Raw genomic sequence first — 14,210 nt, 5'->3', positions numbered from 1 at the left:
GCCTGTTGCTGAAGGCCCCTCATTGGGGGGATCACGCGGCGTGAGGGTCAATCCCGTTGGAAACCTGCCGTCGCAGGCCGCGTTGGAGTCGGGTTCACGACGGAGAGCCCTCATGGAACTGCATCGCGGCCGGTTGATCGATCACCTCCACTTCCGGGTCAAGGACCTGGAGGCGTCAAAGCGGTTCTACAAGGCGGTGCTGGCGGTGCTCGGCGTGCCGTTCCAGGAGAGCCCCGACCACCTGGGCTCCGACGAGCTGTGGATCGACGCCGGCGAGACCCCGACCCGGGTGCACCTGGCCTTCCAGACCCCCGACCGCGCCATGGTGGACCGCTTCTATGAGGCGGCGATGGCGGCGGGCGGCAAGGACAACGGCAAGCCCGGCGAGCGGGACTACCACCCCGGCTACTACGCCTGTTTCGTGTTCGATCCCGACGGCAACAATATCGAGGCGGTGAACCACGGCCCCGCGACGCGGTCGGCCCCCAGCGTGGTGCTCCAGGGCTGACCCGGAGGCCCTAGGCGGCCACGCAGCGCCGGTCGACGGCCAGGGCGCGGTTGATGGCGTCCACCAGGCGTTCGGCCTTGATCGGCTTTTCCACCACACCGTCCATGCCCTGGGCCAGGTAGCCCTCGGCGTCCCAGGGGTCGGCGTTCGCGGTGAGGGCCAGGATCGGCACCGCCCCGGCCGGCCCGGCCAGGGCGCGGATGCGGCGGGTGGCGGCCACCCCGTCCAGATTGGGCATGCGGATGTCCATCAGCACCAGGTCGAAGCGGCCGCTGGCGGCGGCGGCCACCGCCTGGAGGCCGTCCTCCACGCTTTCGCTGCTGGCGCCGAACATCTCGCACAGGGTCTCCACCACCAGCCGGTTGGTGGCGTTGTCGTCGGCGATCAGGATGTGCAGGCCGCCGGCGGCCGCCTCGGCCTCGATCGGCGCGGGGGCTTCGCCGGGCGCCGGCAGGTCGAAGAGCACGAGCGAGAAATGCAGGCGGGTCCCGCCGGCCGGATTGCGCGCCGCGCCGATGGTTCCGCCCATCTGTTCGACGAGCTGGCGGCAGATGGAGAGCCCAAGGCCCGCCCCGCCCTGCTTGAGGCCGACCTCGGTCTGGCTGAAGGGCTGGAAGATGGCGGCCAGCCGATCCTCCGGCACGCCGACCCCGGTGTCGGAGACCTCGCCCTCGATGTGGAGGTGGATGTCCTGGCGGCGGACCCGCAGCGACACCTCCACCCCGCCGGCCTCGGTGAACTTCAGGGCGTTGCCGATCAGGTTGTTGAACACCTGCTTGATGCGAATCTCGTCCCCCAGGGCCCACTGGTCGGGGGGACCGTCATAGGCGACGGTCAGGGCCAGGCCCTTCAGCTCGGCCCGCGCCCCCCAGAGGGTCGCCAGGTCGTCGGTGAGGCGGGCGAGCGCGAAGCTGTCCTCGTTCAGGTCCAGGCGGCCGGCGTCGGCCCGCGACAGGTCGAGGGCGTCGGTCAGCAGGCGCAGCAGGGTCTCGCCGGAGTCCTGGATGCCGCGCACATAGGCGATGAGGTCGGGCTGGGCGAGCTTGCGCGCCAGGATGTCGGCGATGGCCAGGACGCCGTTCAGCGGGGTGCGGATCTCGTGGCTCATCACCGCCAGGAACTGGGACTTGGCCGACAGGGCCGCCTGGGCCTCGAGCCGGGCGCGGTCCATGGCGCCGGCCAGGGCCTCCATCTCCTCGGCGTGGGCCTGGTTGGCGGCGTTGGTGGCCTGCAGCAGGCAGAGCGCGCTGCCCACCCCGGCGTAGCGGCCGCCCTGGGTGACGATGAAGCCGCGCAGCAGTTCCGAGGGCCGCTCCACCAGGGCCTCGCCGCAGAAGGCCGCCACGTCGACGTCGCCCTCCACCACCAGGGGCTCGGCGTTCATCAGCAGGGAGACCGGGCGGCGCGCATAGAGAGCGCGGCCATACTGGGCGGCCATGGCCAGGAAGAAGGCGGTGCGCTCCACCAGGCCCACCGGCCGGCCCTGGGCGTCCACCACCGCGATGGCCAGGGCGTCGGGCTCGGCCTGGAACCGCTCATAGACCAGGGCGCCGGGGGTGTCGGGGGCGATGGGGACGCAATTCTGGGCAAGGTCGAGGAGGACGCCGGACATGCAAGGCCTCGGTACTGGGGGGTGCGCCAGTCCTAGGGGCCACGAACTAACGGGAGGTGAATCCCGGGCTGGATGTACTTCATCTCGACTTGGGCCGATGCCGCATGACTGTCATGAAGCTGTCATATTCGGGCCGTCTTAAGTAAACACAGGCATAGATCCAGCTCATCGTTCCGCAGCGAACTCAGAACCAGGTCAGGTCGGTGCGCCGTCCGTTCAGGATGACCCCGCGCAGGCGGCCGCGGCCGTCCTGCCCGGCCGAGATCACCGCGAAGGCCGTGGCCGGGTCACCGGGGCGCCGCGCCCTCAGGGCCTTGTCGATGGCCTCGGCCTCGGCCTGGTCGGTGTGGAAACGGTTGACGCCAAGGTCCAGCCTGACCACGGCCGGCCGGCCTTCGATCTCTGTCGAGGGCGGCGTGCAACCCACCTGGCCCCGCAGGGCGACGGGGCCGTGCCGCAGCGCCGCGGCCCGGGTGACGCCGCCGCCGGTGACCCGATCGCCGGCCGCGCCGGGGCTCAGGGCGATCCAGCCCATCTTGCCCCAGGGGACGAGGTCGGGCGGACAGGGGACGCCCGACGGCTGGGTCTGGACGAGCTGCAGGGCGACATAGTGGCCGGTCAGCAGGTCGCGGGGGTCCACGGCCTCCATGGCCAGCGTCACCTCGCGACCAGCGGCGCGGGCGCGGTCCTCGCGGATCACCAGGGCGATCAGGGCGGCGGCCAGCAGCAGGCAGGCGCCGAGGATCCGAAGCGGCAGGGCGCGGCTCATGACCTGACTCTCCGGCGCAGAAGCCAGCCGGCGGCCAGCACCACCAGGGCGCAGGCCCCGAACACGCCGGCGGCGGTGAGCAGGCCCAGGCCCAGGTCGAACAGGATCACGCAGCCGGCGGCGGCCAGGGACAGGATCCCCGCCGCGGTGATCGCGCCCTGGCGGTCAAGCAGGCCGAGCGCGATCACCCCGCCCGACAGCACCAGCCAGACGCCGCGATGGGCCAGGCGGGCCAGGTCGTGATCGCCGATCCCGGCGCTGGCGAAATAGATCAGGGCGCTCCAGACCGCCCAGCCGTAGACGATGGAGGCCAGGCCGTCGCCACGGCCCGCGCGCCAGCGCATCGCCGCGGCCAGGGCGGCGAAGCCCGCCGCCGCCGCCAGGCATTCCAGCTGCCGGTCGCCCCGTTCGTCGATGAGCATCAACAGCAGGACAGCGAGGGGCAGGGCGATGGCCGCGGCGTGGGCCATGGGCCGGGAGCGCCAGACCCAGGCCAGGACCAGCCCCAGCGGGGCGGCGTAGGCCAGCCAGGGGGTCGGGTGCTCCCCGACGTCGAAGAGCTGGGGCGACAGGTCGCCCAGGGCCAGCAGCAGCAGGGCCGCGACCCCGGCCCCGGCGGAGCGCCCGGCCACCGCCAGCAGGGCCGCGGCCAGGCCCGCGCCCCGCAGGGCGGTCTGGGGATCGCCGGCGATGTCGAAGATCTGGCCGGTCAGGCCGATCGCCGCGGCGTAGATCAGGGCCGCCACCAGCAGCAGGGTGTCGCGCAGGACGGGGCGCTCGCCGCGCGCCACCCAGGCTGCGCCCGCCCCGACGCCGAGGAAGAGGACCAGGATCATCACGAAGCGCGCCAGGCGGGGAATGACGCCCCAGTTGGCGGCGACGAAGGCGATGACCGCCACGCCCAGCAGCAGCCCGCCCACCACCGCCAGGGCGGTGGAGGCGTCCAGGCGACGGCTGTCGACCACGCTGTCGAGGATCGGCTGGCGTGAGGCGGCCGGCGTCAGACCCTGAGAGATCCAGCGGTCCAGGTCGCGCTCAAGCCGAGCCTTGTAGCTCGCCATTCGGATCACCCCCGCCGTTCCCGGTGGCCAACCTCGCTCAAGACGCCCCACCCCGCAAGCGGTGACGCTTGAGGGCTCAGTCCGCGGCGGAGGGGTCCGGGACCAGGCGCAGGAAGAAGACCCGCGCGGCGCCGTAGTCGCGGGCGTCCAGGACCTCGAAGCCGGGGGCGTCGAAGGCCGGTTCGCCGGCGCCGCGCTCGAAGACGATAAGGGCCCCGGGGGTCAGCCAGCCGCCGGCCTTGAGCTTGGCCAGGGCGATCTCCCCCAGGCCCCTGGCGTAGGGCGGGTCGAGGAAGGCGAGATCGAAGGCCGGGCCGTCGGCGCCCGGACGGACGCCCAGGTCGGTGGCGTCGCGCCGGTGGACGCGGGTGCGGCCGAACAGGCCCATGGCGTCGACGTTCTCGCGGATGGCGCCGCGGGCGGCCTCGTCGGTCTCCACGAACAGGCAGAAGGCCGCGCCCCGCGACAGGGCCTCGAAGCCGAGCGCCCCGGAGCCGGCGAACAGGTCGATGACGCGGGCGTCGCGCAGACCCTTCGACCAGGCGGCGTGCTCCAGGATGTTGAACACCGCCTGGCGGGCGCGGTCGGAGGTGGGACGGGTGGCCTGGCCCTCCGGCGTCACCAGGGTCTTGCCGCGGAAGTCGCCGGAAACGATGCGCATGGAAACCGGCCTCCCGGGCGGATTAGGGTGTCGGCCAAGGACGCCGCAAAAACAATGGGAGGCCGTTGATGACTTTCGTCACTGTGGAACGCAAGGGCGGTTGCGCCGTGATCACCTACGCCAATCCACCGTTCGGGACCATGACGGCGGCCGGATCGCGGGAGATGTACGCCGCGGTGAAGGCCGCCAGCGAGGACGCGGAGGTCCGCTCCATCGTGCTCACCGGCGGCCTGCCGGGGATCTTCGTGCGCCACTACGACGTCGGCGAGCTGTCGGCCGCCAGCGACGCCACGGCGGCCGACGCCCCGCCGCGGCCTGCGCCCAGCGCCCAGCCGGCGCCCGGCTTCCTGGAGATGACAGACCTGCTGGCCGCGGCGCCCAAGCCGGTGGTGGCCGCCATCAACGGCCTGTGCATGGGGGGCGGGTTCGAGATGGCGCTGGCCTGCGACCTGCGGATCGCCGGATCGGACGTCACCGCCATCGGCCTGCCTGAGACCCGGATCGGCATCTTCCCCGGCGGCGGCGGCACCCAGCGCCTGCCCCGGGTGATCGGCGAGGCCAAGGCGCTGGAGATGATCCTGCGCGGCCTGACCGTCAATGCCGCAGAGGCCCTGAGGATCGGCCTGGTGCACGAACTGGCCGCCGATCCCCTGGCCCGCGCCCTGGAGATGGCGGCCGAATGGGACGGGCGCGGCGCGGACGGCCTGGCCTACGCCAAGCGGCTCACCCGCGCCGCTTTGGACCGCCCTTTGGCGCAGGGCCTGGCGGACGAACGGTCGAGCTTCGCGGCCGTGATGGCGACGGCTTCGGCCCGCGCGGGCCTGAAGGCCGCCCGGGCGCCGACGGAGATCCAGAGCGCTTAGGCTCGGCCTCGGCGCGGAACTTGGCGTCGCGGGCGGCGGCCTCGGGGCCTTTGAAGCGGTCCGGACGCCGGGCGTCGGCCTTGGGGCCCCGCGCCGGCCGGGCCTCGGCCGCGGCCGCGTTGGGCCGGGGGCCGTGGGGACGCGGCGCGTCGGGGCGGGGGCTGCGATCGGGACGCAGCGCCTCGGACCGCGGGCCGGCGGCGGACGGTCGCTGGGCGGCGAGGCGGGCCTGGGACCGGGGAGCCTTGGTCCGCGGCGCGTCGGCGCGCGGGGCTTCAGGACGCGGCGCCGCCGGGCGGGGCGCCTCCATCCGGGGGCCGTCCCGGCGCGGCGCGCGGAGCTCGACCGGCGCGCGCGGGGCCGCGAGGCCCGACTCCGGGCGGGGCGCGCGCGGCGGGATGGCGGTGGGGCGAACCTGGCCCTCCGGGGCGGCGGGCTTGGCCTTGGCCTTGCGTTTGGGGTGCGGGCTGGGAGCGATCTTGGGCTTGGCCCAGCCGGCCTTGTAGACCGCCTTGGCCTTGGGCATGCCGTCGTCGGGGCCCGCCCCGGCGCCCGGCGCGGTGCGGCCCCGGCGCGGGACGTCGCCGCCGGCGCGGGTGGCGATGGGCTTGGAGAACTGGGCCCTGTCAGCGGTGGGCAGGTTTCCCGGCGGGATGTGGTCGGCGAACTGCTCGCGGATGACGCGGGGCCCCACCTCCTCTATCTCGCCGACGCCGAGGGTCCCGAGCGCCAGGGGGCCGTAGGACATGCGGATCAGGCGGTTGACCGTCAGACCCAGCGCCTCCAGCACGCGGCGGACCTCGCGGTTCTTGCCCTCGGCCAGGGTGACGGTGATCCAGACGTTGGCGCCCTGTGGACCCTCCTTGGCCTTGTCGAGATGGGCCTCGATGGCGCCGTAGCTGACGCCCTCGACGGTGACGCCGTTCTTCAGGCTGTCGAGCTTCTCCTGGGTGACGCGCCCCCGGGCGCGGGCGCGGTAGCGGCGCACGATGGCGCTGGCCGGCAGCTCCAGGGCCCGCGCCAACGCCCCGTCATTGGTGAGCAGCAGCAGGCCCTCGGAATTGAGGTCGAGGCGGCCCACCGAGATCAGGCGCGGCAGGGTCTTGGGCAGGGCGTCGAACACCGTGGGGCGGCCCTGCGGATCCTTGTGGCTGGTCACCAGGCCGACGGGCTTGTGATAGCGGAACAGGCGGGCGGGCTCGGCGGCCTGGACCAGGGCGCCGTCGACGGTGAGGACGTCGTCAGGCTCGACCTTGGTGGCCGGCGTCGTCACCTGCACGCCATTGAGGTAGACGCGACCGGCCTCGATCAGCCGCTCGACCTCCCGGCGCGAGGCGACGCCGGCCCGCGCCATAGCCTTGGCGATGCGTTCGCCGCCTTGACCTTGGGGGGTCTCCTGGGTGTCTTGGGGATCGTGGACCATGATTTTCGCACCATGCGCATCGCGCTCGAGGCCGCGCAAGCCGCAGCCGACGCCGGCGAGACCCCGGTGGGCGCCGTGGTGGTGGATCCGGCCACCGGCGAGGTGATCGCCACCGGCGCCAACCAGCCGATCGGCGCCCACGATCCCACCGCCCACGCCGAGATCGTGGCCCTGCGGGCGGCGGCGGAAAAGCTCGGCAACTACCGGCTGACGGGGCTGACCCTGGTGGTGACCCTGGAGCCCTGCGCCATGTGCGCCGGGGCCATCAGCCACGCCCGGATCGGACGGGTGGTGTTCGGCGCCGACGACGCCAAGGGCGGTGCGGTGATGCACGGCCCCCGCTTCTTCGAGCAGCCCACCTGCCACTGGCGGCCGGAGGTGACCGGCGGGGTGATGGCGGAGGAGAGCTCGGCGATGCTGAAGGGCTTCTTCAAGGCGCGGCGCAAGAAGGGCGAACCGACATGATGCTCGCGATCCTGGCGGCGGCCGCCGTCGCCGCTCCGGCGGACCTGTCCTGGATGGCCGGGTCCTGGGCCTACGAGAAGGACGGGGTGGTAACGCGGGAGACCTGGCTCGCGCCCCTGGGCGGGACGATGTCGGGGGCCGGCCAGACCAACCTGCCGGGGAAGCCCGCGCGCTCGGAGTTCATGACCATCACCGTGGCGCCCGCGGGCCTGACCTTCACGGCCTATGTCGACGGCCAGGCCCCGACCCCCTTTGTCGCCGTTCCCAGCGATCCCGGCAGCGCGGTGTTCGAGAACAGGGCCCACGACTTCCCGCAGCGGGTCATGTACCGCCGCTGCGGCGAGAACCTCTGCGCCGGGATCGAGGGCGTGGCCGGCGGCAAGCCGCGCGCCGAGCACTGGACGTACAGCCGGGTTTCAGCCCCGGAATAGGTCCAGGAACGCCGCCAGGTTGGCAGGCGAGCCCAATATCAGCTTGAGCTTGCCCGACGCGAGGGCGGCCTGTAGGGCGGCGGGCGAGGCCATGGCGGCGACGAAATCGGCCTTGGTTCCCGACAGCACCACGGGCGAATCGGCATGCCAGCCGGTGAAGACCCTCGCCACCCCCTCGTGGACACGGATGGTCCAGTCCCCCTCGCCGGTGAACCTCAAGGCGAGCGACGTGTTCACGTCGGCGGCCTCCTCAGCATTAAGGCGGACGGGGAAGGTGGCGACGATGGCGGCGGCGGGCAGGCCCGCGGCCTGGGCCCCGCCCTGGCGCGCGCCGATGATCTGCTTCCAGCCGGGCGCCTTGCCCGCCAGTTCCGCCGCCTGCTCCAGATAGAAGTTCCGGCCATTGGGGGAGACGCTGTCGAAACCAAGCTGGCGCAGGGATTTCGCCTCCAACGCATCGGCCTGCGCTTTCAGGGACGGATCGGCCCGGCGGACATAGGTGGCCAGCTCGGCGGCCCACTTCCAGCGACCCTCGTTGTAGGCGGCCTCGGCCTTGGCCAGAGCTGCGGCGGGGCCTCCGGCCAGGTCGGTGATCTCCTTGGCGCGCGCGTCGGGCGCATCCTTGGACAACTCGGCGGCGTCGCCGCTGAACCAGCCCATGTATCCGGCGAAGATCGAGCGGACCGACCACTCCACCGTGCCGTAGTGCTCGAAAAGATAGGGGTTGGCGGCCAGGCGAGCCGGCAGCTTCACCTTCTCGACGATCTCGTCGGGCGTCAGGCCCTGGTTCATCCAGCGGACCGTCTGATCGTGGGTGAAGGCGATGGCGTCGCGATAGTCGCTGAGGGTGGAGAAGATGGCCTTCTCGCCGACGATGGGCCGCGTGTGGGAGGGGACCAGCACGTCGGCGTGCAGGGCGATCATCCGGTCCAGCGAGGCGGCCCACTGGACCGGGTCGCGGTAGCTGGTGCCGCGGATCGTGTAGAGGTTGGGGAAGGCCTTGTAGATGTTGTCGCCCGGGAACAGCACCCGGCGCTCCGGCATCCAGACGAACAGCTGATCCTCGGTCTCGCCCGGCGCATGTTCGAGGACGAACCGTTCGCCCCCGAGCTTGATGGAGAGCGTCCGGTCGAAGGTCTGGTTGGGGGCCACGAAGCCGCCGGCCCCGCCGCCGAAGGCCGAGAGGAACGGCCCGATGCCGACGCTGACGAAACCGTCCGGCGTGCCCTTGGGCAGGAAGACCCCGTACATGCGCGCCGCCCGGGCGGCGATGGAGGGGGCGGCCACCCCGTTCCACTTGGCGGCCTCCCGCAGCAGGGTGGCCTGGGCGATCACCTTGCCGCCCTTGGCGAGGGGAAAGGCCGAGGCGCCGCTGATGTGGTCGTTGTGGTTGTGGGTGTAGATGATGGCCACGACCGGCTTGCCGCCGGCCCGCGGGGCGAACTCGGCCCAGACCTTTTTCGCCTCGTCCAGGCTGTCGGTGGTGTCGATGATCACCACGCCCGACTTGCCCACCACCATGATCGAATTGGCGATGCCATAGCCCACGGCGGAGAAGACGCCGGGCGCCGGTTCATAGACCTTGGCCGGCGCGAACTCGGCGGTGTGGGCCGCGAGGCTGGGGGCGATGCGCGCCGCGGGCTCATCGGCCAGGGCGGCGGTGGCGGCCAGGCTGAAGGCCAGGGCGCAGACGGTTCGGATCATGGTGGCATCCCCCCAAGGACAGGCTTTGCGCCAGAGACGCCGGCGGCGCGGCGCCGGTCAATGCTTGTCAGGCGCCCGACGCGGTTCGATGATGGGCGAAAATTTAGTCATAGGGAGAACGACCATGGGACTTCTTGATGGGAAGGTGGCGATTGTCACGGGCGCGGGCGGCGGTCTGGGCGAGGCCTACGCCAAGCTGTTCGCCAAGGAGGGCGCCAGCGTCGTCGTGAACGATCTGGGCGGCAGCCGCGACGGCTCCGGATCGGGCACCAGCGCCGCGGCCCAGAAGGTGGTGGACGAGATCATCGCCGCCGGCGGCAAGGCGGTGGCCAACGCCGACGACGTCTCCACCATGGAAGGCGGCGAGAACATCGCCAAGACCGCGCTGGATAACTTCGGCCAGATCGACATCCTGGTCTGCAACGCCGGCATCCTGCGCGACAAGACCTTCGCCAACACCTCCGAGGCCGATTGGGACCTGGTGGTGAAGGTGCACCTGAAGGGCACCTATTGCTGCACCATGCCGGTGTGGAAGTGGATGAAGGACAACGGCAAGCCCGGGGTCATCGTCATGACCAGCTCCACCTCGGGCCTCTACGGCAACTTCGGCCAGTCCAATTACGGGGCGGCCAAGGCCGGCATCTACGGCTTCATGCGCGTGCTCTCCATCGAGGGGCGCAAGTACGGCATCCGGGTCATGGCCCTGGCGCCCGGCGCCTTCACCCGCATGACCTCGGATCTGCCCGGCCGCCAGGGCAAGGAGCCCGATCCCATGAGCCTGCCGGAGAACATCGCGCCGGGCGTGCTCTACATGGTCTCCGACCTCGCCGCCGACCACACCGGCAAGGTGCTGGGGGTCTCCTCCCGTGGGGTGCGCGAGATCAAGATGCTGCAGACCGACGGCTTCAACCCGGGCAAGCCCTACACCGCCCAGGACGTGGCCAATCACGCCAAGGAGGTGTTCTTCCCGGCGGCCGAAGAGAAGACCGCGGCCAGCGCCTAAGGCGCGTCTAAGAAGATGCTCCCCCTCTGGGGGAGCTGTCAGCGAAGCTGACTGAGGGGGACTTTGACTCTCGTTTGGGGTCGAAGGTGTCGCCTACGGCGATCCCCCTCCGTCTCGCCGCTGCGCGACGAGCCACCTCCCCCACATCGCGCTTGCGCGCTGGGGGAGGATCTTAGGCCTCGAAAGCCGACAGCCGCTTATCCAACCCGTCCCGCACGGCCGGCCACTCGTCCTTCAGCACCGAGAAGATGCAGGTGTCGCGGATGCGGCCGGTCCAGGTGACGCGATCCTGGCGCAGGACGCCTTCGAACTGCGCCCCCAGCTTCAGGACCGCGGCGCGGCTGCGGGCGTTGATCGCGTCGACGCGGAACACCACGCGGCGCGCGCCGTCGCCGAAGGCCTGGTCCATCATCAGCCGCTTGGCCGCCGGGTTCACCGGCCCGCCGCGAAAGTCGGGGTGGTAGTAGGTGCCGCCGATCTCCAGGCTGGCGTTGGGCAGGTCATAGGACGAGTAGCAGGTGATGCCGATGCAACGGCCGCCGACCAACACCGCCCAGTGGATCGAGACGCCCTTGGCCTGGTTGGCGTGCATGCGGGTCCACATCGGGTCGAAGTGCTCGCCGGCCATGGAATAGGGGTAGAGGTCGGTCCAGACCGAGGGGTCGGCGTCGCAGGCCGCCCGCAGATCCTCCTTGTGGGCCTCGGTGAAGGGTTCCAGCCGCACGAAGCGGTTCTCCATCACCCGGGTCGGATCGACTTTCATGCACCCCTCGCAAACAGGATCGCGGCCTGCACCAGGTACATCGCCGCGATGCCGGTGAAAATCCAGCGGCGCCAGGCGCGGAAGCCCTGGTCGGTGAGTCGGTCGAGGACCCGCGAGCCCAGACTGACGCCGACGACGGCCAGGGCGCAGGCCGTCACCAGCAGCCACGGCGGGGTGAACCCGCCGCCGCCGGCCATCAGGATCGCCCCGCCGTAGAACAGCACCTTGGACAGGTGGCTGAACATCTGCAGGGCGGCCTTGGTGGAGAGCACCTGGTGGCGGGTGAGCACGCTGCGCACCAGGAAGAGGTCGGCCAGGGGTCCCGAGACCCCCGAGGTGAGCGCCATGGCGGTGGAGAGGATTCCCGCCAGCACCGCATGGGGCGGGCGGGCGGCGTCCAGCGGAATGTACTTCTCCGGCAGCCAGACCACGATCGGCAGCAGGCCGAGCGCCAGGTACACGACGGCCTTGGTGGGCGTGTAGGAAATGAAGATGAAGGCGCCCATCGTGGCCACGGCGCCGATGGCGTAGAAGCCCACCACCCTCCAGACGATGTGCCTGAGGTGCAGGACGATCCGCGAGGCGTTGGACGCCATCTGCACCAGGCCGTGGATCGCGAGCGCCGCCGGAACGGGCAGCAGGGCGGTGAGCAGACCCATCAGGATCAACCCGCCGGCCATGCCGAACACGCCCGAGAGGGTGGCGGTGGCCAGGACGCCCGCCAGGATCAGGGCGCCCAGCCAGGCCGTCATCGGGCGCCCAGGAAGAGCTGGCCCGCCTGGACCAGGTACATGATCCCCACCGCCGTCACGATCAGCCGGGTGTAGCGCTTGAAGTTCACGTCGGTGAGCCGATCGAGGATGCGGCCCCCCGCCGCCGTCCCCAGCATGGAGAGCGGGATGGCCAGGGCGAACAGCCAGAGCGGCGGCATCGCGGCTCCGTCATGGGTGCGCAGCATCAGCCCCCCATAGACGATGATCTTGGCCAGGTGGGCGAAGACCTGGGTGGCGGCCTTGGTGGCGACGATGACGTGGCGGGTCAGCGCCGTGCGGACGAAGAAGATGTCCAGCAAGGGCCCCGCCACCCCGGCCGTCAGGTTCACCCCCGTCACCATGATCCCTGAGAGCAGGGCCTGGCCCGGACGGGCCGCGTCCAGCTTGATCCAGTCCTGCGGCAGCCAGAGCAGGCCCGGCAGCAGGCCCATGAACAGGAAGAGGAAGGGCTTCGACGGCGCGATGGCGATCAGCGAGACCACCACCCCGGCGATCAGGGAGCCGAGCGCATAGATCGCCACGATCCGCCAATTGACGTGCCGGCGGTGCAGGATGGCCCGCCAGCCGTTGGCGACGAGCTGCAGGAGTCCGTGGGTCACGAAGGCCGCCGAGACCGGCAGGACCAGGGCCAGCCCGCCCATCAGGACCAAGCCGCCGGCCATGCCGAACACCCCCGACAGGGTGGCCGTCACGAAGGCCAGAACAAGGATGAAGAGGGCTGCGAGAGCGCTCATGGGGTCGTCCTCCGGTTGCGCCGGCTTCGTCGAGGGGGACACAGGCCCCCTCCGATCGCCGGACAGCTGCGCATCGTGCGCGGAATGTGCGGGTCCGCCCGCTCACCCTCCGGAGGAAGGCGCTGTGCTCGAACCGGCGCCGGTCGCGGCGCGGGGAGGCCAGGGATCACGCGACGGCGGATCGACCCGGCGGCTCGGGGAGCGAAATCCGCATACACCCGAACAAGCGGGGCCGTCGAGAGGGTGGGCTTCCCAAGCCCCCGCGCGGCCGCCAGGATGACTAGGCCCATGCCAAGAGACATTGACCTGAACAGCGACCCCGCCGCCTGGGCGGCCGACCTGCTGGCCCGCCACGGGCTGGCGGCGGGCGCGCTGGAGCCGATGGCGGGATGGTCCAATGCGATCTGGGCCAGCGAGGCCCATGTGGTGCGGATCGCCTCGGGACGGTTCGAAGGGTCGCTGAGCCATGAGGCCGCGGTGCTGCGGGCCCTGGCGGAGGCGCCCTGCCCTCGGGTCGTGGCCACGGGCCAGGCGGGCAGGCGCGAATGGATGATCCAGACGCGGCTGGCGGGGAGCGACCTGATGCGGCTGTGGCCCAGCCTCGACATGGCCGGGCGGGAACGGGCGGTGCGGTCCCTGGCGCAGACGATGCGCGCCGCCCATGCCGCGCCCCTGGCGCCGCACCTGCGCGAGCCGCCCTGGCGGGCCGCCGCCCTGCGGCCGGGAGGCGACCCTTCCGTGGCCCTGCGAGTTCACCCCAGCCATGTCCGGCGGCTGGCGGAAGCCAATCGGGCGCGGGGGACGGCGCCGGAGACCCTGCTAACGGCGGCCGTGACCTTCATCGAGGACCGGCTGGCCTGCTTCGACGACGACGCCGAGGTCCTGACCCACGGCGATCTCGCCTTCGCCAATGTGATCTGGGACGGAGAGCGCGCGGGCCTGGTGGATTTCGAGAGCGGGGGCGCCGCACCGCGCGACCGGGAGCTGGACGTGCTGCTGCGGTTCCTGGGCGGGCCGGAGGCCTTCAGTCCCGACGCCGGCGCGGCGCCAGCCGCGGCCTATGCCCCGGTGATCGGCTGGCTGCGCGAGGCCTATCCCGAGCTGTTCGACCATCCGGCCCTGGCCGAGCGGCTGGCGGTCTATGACGCTCTGTGGGAGCTGACCCAGCTGATGAACTACCCCGCCGCCCACCCCCGCGACACGGCCGGCCGGCTGGCGGCGATCCTGGCCGGGCGGGCGCCCTGGAAGGCGATGCTGGCGATCTAGGACCAAGCGGGGCGCGGCGACGATTCAGGAGGCCGGCGTCCGCCGTCTGCCCGCCTTTGGATCAATCAAGCGTTGTTGAACGCCGTCCGCTCAATTGACGGGGCCGGAGCCGGGGTCGCGGGTCTAGGAGTCGGGTCAGGGCGGAGGCCGCAGTGGCCCCGCATCCGTCGGAGT

Annotated in this window: 14 protein-coding genes and 1 pseudogene; 6 read left to right on the top strand and 9 right to left on the bottom strand. The window is 71.7% G+C overall.

Features of this window, described 5'->3' with window-relative positions; translation table 11 throughout:
* The first annotated feature begins 112 nt into the window (after positions 1-112).
* On the top strand, positions 113-508 hold the full coding sequence (locus ACO06I_RS18445; RefSeq protein ID WP_421934081.1) for a VOC family protein: 396 nt from the start codon (positions 113-115) through the stop codon (positions 506-508).
* Positions 509-518: 10 nt separating this feature from the next.
* Here the strand turns inward: ACO06I_RS18445 and ACO06I_RS18440 are convergent, their stop codons facing one another.
* From ACO06I_RS18440 to rsmD, 4 genes are all read right to left on the bottom strand, one after another.
* Complete coding sequence (locus ACO06I_RS18440) at positions 519-2,120, bottom strand: ATP-binding protein (protein ID WP_421934080.1); 1,602 nt, start codon at positions 2,118-2,120, stop codon at positions 519-521.
* A 184-nt stretch (positions 2,121-2,304) separates the two neighbouring features.
* Entirely contained in the window at positions 2,305-2,889 is a 585-nt protein-coding gene (locus ACO06I_RS18435; RefSeq protein WP_421934079.1) for a GDYXXLXY domain-containing protein, read from the bottom strand.
* On the bottom strand, positions 2,886-3,950 hold the full coding sequence (locus tag ACO06I_RS18430) for a DUF2157 domain-containing protein (RefSeq protein WP_421934078.1): 1,065 nt from the start codon (positions 3,948-3,950) through the stop codon (positions 2,886-2,888). Before ACO06I_RS18430 ends, ACO06I_RS18435 begins: the two co-directional genes overlap by 4 nt.
* 76 nt (positions 3,951-4,026) lie before the next feature.
* Entirely contained in the window at positions 4,027-4,611 is a 585-nt protein-coding gene (gene rsmD, locus ACO06I_RS18425; RefSeq protein ID WP_421934077.1) for a 16S rRNA (guanine(966)-N(2))-methyltransferase RsmD, read from the bottom strand.
* Positions 4,612-4,679: 68 nt separating this feature from the next.
* Between rsmD and ACO06I_RS18420 the strand changes: the two are divergent.
* Positions 4,680-5,381, top strand: a pseudogene (locus ACO06I_RS18420) (enoyl-CoA hydratase/isomerase family protein); the annotation flags it as partial.
* Here the strand turns inward: ACO06I_RS18420 and ACO06I_RS18415 are convergent.
* Complete coding sequence (locus ACO06I_RS18415) at positions 5,335-6,897, bottom strand: pseudouridine synthase (protein WP_421934076.1); 1,563 nt, start codon at positions 6,895-6,897, stop codon at positions 5,335-5,337. The pseudogene ACO06I_RS18420 and the gene ACO06I_RS18415 sit on opposite strands and share 47 nt — an antisense overlap.
* 12 nt (positions 6,898-6,909) lie before the next feature.
* Here ACO06I_RS18415 and tadA point away from each other — a divergent pair, with 12 nt between their 5' ends.
* Together tadA and ACO06I_RS18405 are read left to right on the top strand one after the other, a co-directional pair.
* On the top strand, positions 6,910-7,362 hold the full coding sequence (gene tadA / locus ACO06I_RS18410) for a tRNA adenosine(34) deaminase TadA (protein WP_421934075.1): 453 nt from the start codon (positions 6,910-6,912) through the stop codon (positions 7,360-7,362).
* Positions 7,359-7,793, top strand: coding sequence for a DUF6265 family protein (locus ACO06I_RS18405; RefSeq protein ID WP_421934074.1), 435 nt, complete (start codon positions 7,359-7,361; stop codon positions 7,791-7,793). The genes tadA and ACO06I_RS18405 overlap by 4 nt, the downstream gene beginning before the upstream one ends.
* Here ACO06I_RS18405 and ACO06I_RS18400 read toward each other — a convergent pair.
* A complete protein-coding gene (locus ACO06I_RS18400) occupies positions 7,779-9,497 on the bottom strand; it encodes an alkyl sulfatase dimerization domain-containing protein (protein ID WP_421934073.1) in 1,719 nt (572 codons plus the stop codon). The two genes, ACO06I_RS18405 and ACO06I_RS18400, sit on opposite strands and share 15 nt — an antisense overlap.
* A gap of 124 nt (positions 9,498-9,621) precedes the next feature.
* Here ACO06I_RS18400 and ACO06I_RS18395 point away from each other — a divergent pair, with 124 nt between their 5' ends.
* Positions 9,622-10,500, top strand: coding sequence for an SDR family NAD(P)-dependent oxidoreductase (locus ACO06I_RS18395; protein WP_421934072.1), 879 nt, complete (start codon positions 9,622-9,624; stop codon positions 10,498-10,500).
* A gap of 172 nt (positions 10,501-10,672) precedes the next feature.
* Here the strand turns inward: ACO06I_RS18395 and ACO06I_RS18390 are convergent, their stop codons facing one another.
* The 3 genes from ACO06I_RS18390 to ACO06I_RS18380 are packed head-to-tail and all read right to left on the bottom strand — an operon-like array spanning position 10,673 to position 12,770.
* A complete protein-coding gene (locus ACO06I_RS18390) occupies positions 10,673-11,263 on the bottom strand; it encodes a GNAT family N-acetyltransferase (RefSeq protein ID WP_421934071.1) in 591 nt (196 codons plus the stop codon).
* A complete protein-coding gene (locus ACO06I_RS18385; protein ID WP_421934070.1) occupies positions 11,260-12,015 on the bottom strand; it encodes a TSUP family transporter in 756 nt (251 codons plus the stop codon). Before ACO06I_RS18385 ends, ACO06I_RS18390 begins: the two co-directional genes overlap by 4 nt.
* The gene (locus ACO06I_RS18380; RefSeq protein WP_421934069.1) at positions 12,012-12,770 is read right to left on the bottom strand and encodes a TSUP family transporter; all 759 of its coding nucleotides are present in this window, start codon (positions 12,768-12,770) and stop codon (positions 12,012-12,014) included. Before ACO06I_RS18380 ends, ACO06I_RS18385 begins: the two co-directional genes overlap by 4 nt.
* Positions 12,771-13,058: 288 nt before the next feature.
* Here ACO06I_RS18380 and ACO06I_RS18375 point away from each other — a divergent pair, with 288 nt between their 5' ends.
* Positions 13,059-14,036 carry a phosphotransferase family protein gene (locus ACO06I_RS18375; protein ID WP_421934068.1) on the top strand — a complete coding sequence of 326 codons (978 nt, stop codon included), beginning with the start codon at positions 13,059-13,061 and terminating at the stop codon, positions 14,034-14,036.
* Positions 14,037-14,210 lie beyond the last annotated feature (174 nt).

The organism is Phenylobacterium sp. (genome assembly GCF_965229015.1).
GTDB lineage: Bacteria > Pseudomonadota > Alphaproteobacteria > Caulobacterales > Caulobacteraceae > Phenylobacterium.
Note: the sequence above shows the minus strand (reverse complement) of the source record. Positions and strands in the feature narration are given on the sequence as shown.

What these genes read in the sequence shown, in the direction of transcription:
- ACO06I_RS18380 (WP_421934069.1), bottom strand. Translation starts at nt 12,770, where the DNA reads ATGAGCGCTCTCGCAGCCCTCTTCATCCTTGTTCTGGCCTTCGTGACG.
- rsmD (WP_421934077.1), bottom strand. Translation starts at nt 4,611, where the DNA reads ATGCGCATCGTTTCCGGCGACTTCCGCGGCAAGACCCTGGTGACGCCG.
- tadA (WP_421934075.1), top strand. Translation starts at nt 6,910, where the DNA reads ATGCGCATCGCGCTCGAGGCCGCGCAAGCCGCAGCCGACGCCGGCGAG.
- ACO06I_RS18375 (WP_421934068.1), top strand. Translation starts at nt 13,059, where the DNA reads ATGCCAAGAGACATTGACCTGAACAGCGACCCCGCCGCCTGGGCGGCC.
- ACO06I_RS18415 (WP_421934076.1), bottom strand. Translation starts at nt 6,897, where the DNA reads ATGGTCCACGATCCCCAAGACACCCAGGAGACCCCCCAAGGTCAAGGC.
- ACO06I_RS18395 (WP_421934072.1), top strand. Translation starts at nt 9,622, where the DNA reads ATGGGACTTCTTGATGGGAAGGTGGCGATTGTCACGGGCGCGGGCGGC.
- ACO06I_RS18385 (WP_421934070.1), bottom strand. Translation starts at nt 12,015, where the DNA reads ATGACGGCCTGGCTGGGCGCCCTGATCCTGGCGGGCGTCCTGGCCACC.
- ACO06I_RS18435 (WP_421934079.1), bottom strand. Translation starts at nt 2,889, where the DNA reads ATGAGCCGCGCCCTGCCGCTTCGGATCCTCGGCGCCTGCCTGCTGCTG.
- ACO06I_RS18440 (WP_421934080.1), bottom strand. Translation starts at nt 2,120, where the DNA reads ATGTCCGGCGTCCTCCTCGACCTTGCCCAGAATTGCGTCCCCATCGCC.
- ACO06I_RS18430 (WP_421934078.1), bottom strand. Translation starts at nt 3,950, where the DNA reads ATGGCGAGCTACAAGGCTCGGCTTGAGCGCGACCTGGACCGCTGGATC.
- ACO06I_RS18400 (WP_421934073.1), bottom strand. Translation starts at nt 9,497, where the DNA reads ATGATCCGAACCGTCTGCGCCCTGGCCTTCAGCCTGGCCGCCACCGCC.
- ACO06I_RS18405 (WP_421934074.1), top strand. Translation starts at nt 7,359, where the DNA reads ATGATGCTCGCGATCCTGGCGGCGGCCGCCGTCGCCGCTCCGGCGGAC.
- ACO06I_RS18390 (WP_421934071.1), bottom strand. Translation starts at nt 11,263, where the DNA reads ATGAAAGTCGATCCGACCCGGGTGATGGAGAACCGCTTCGTGCGGCTG.
- ACO06I_RS18445 (WP_421934081.1), top strand. Translation starts at nt 113, where the DNA reads ATGGAACTGCATCGCGGCCGGTTGATCGATCACCTCCACTTCCGGGTC.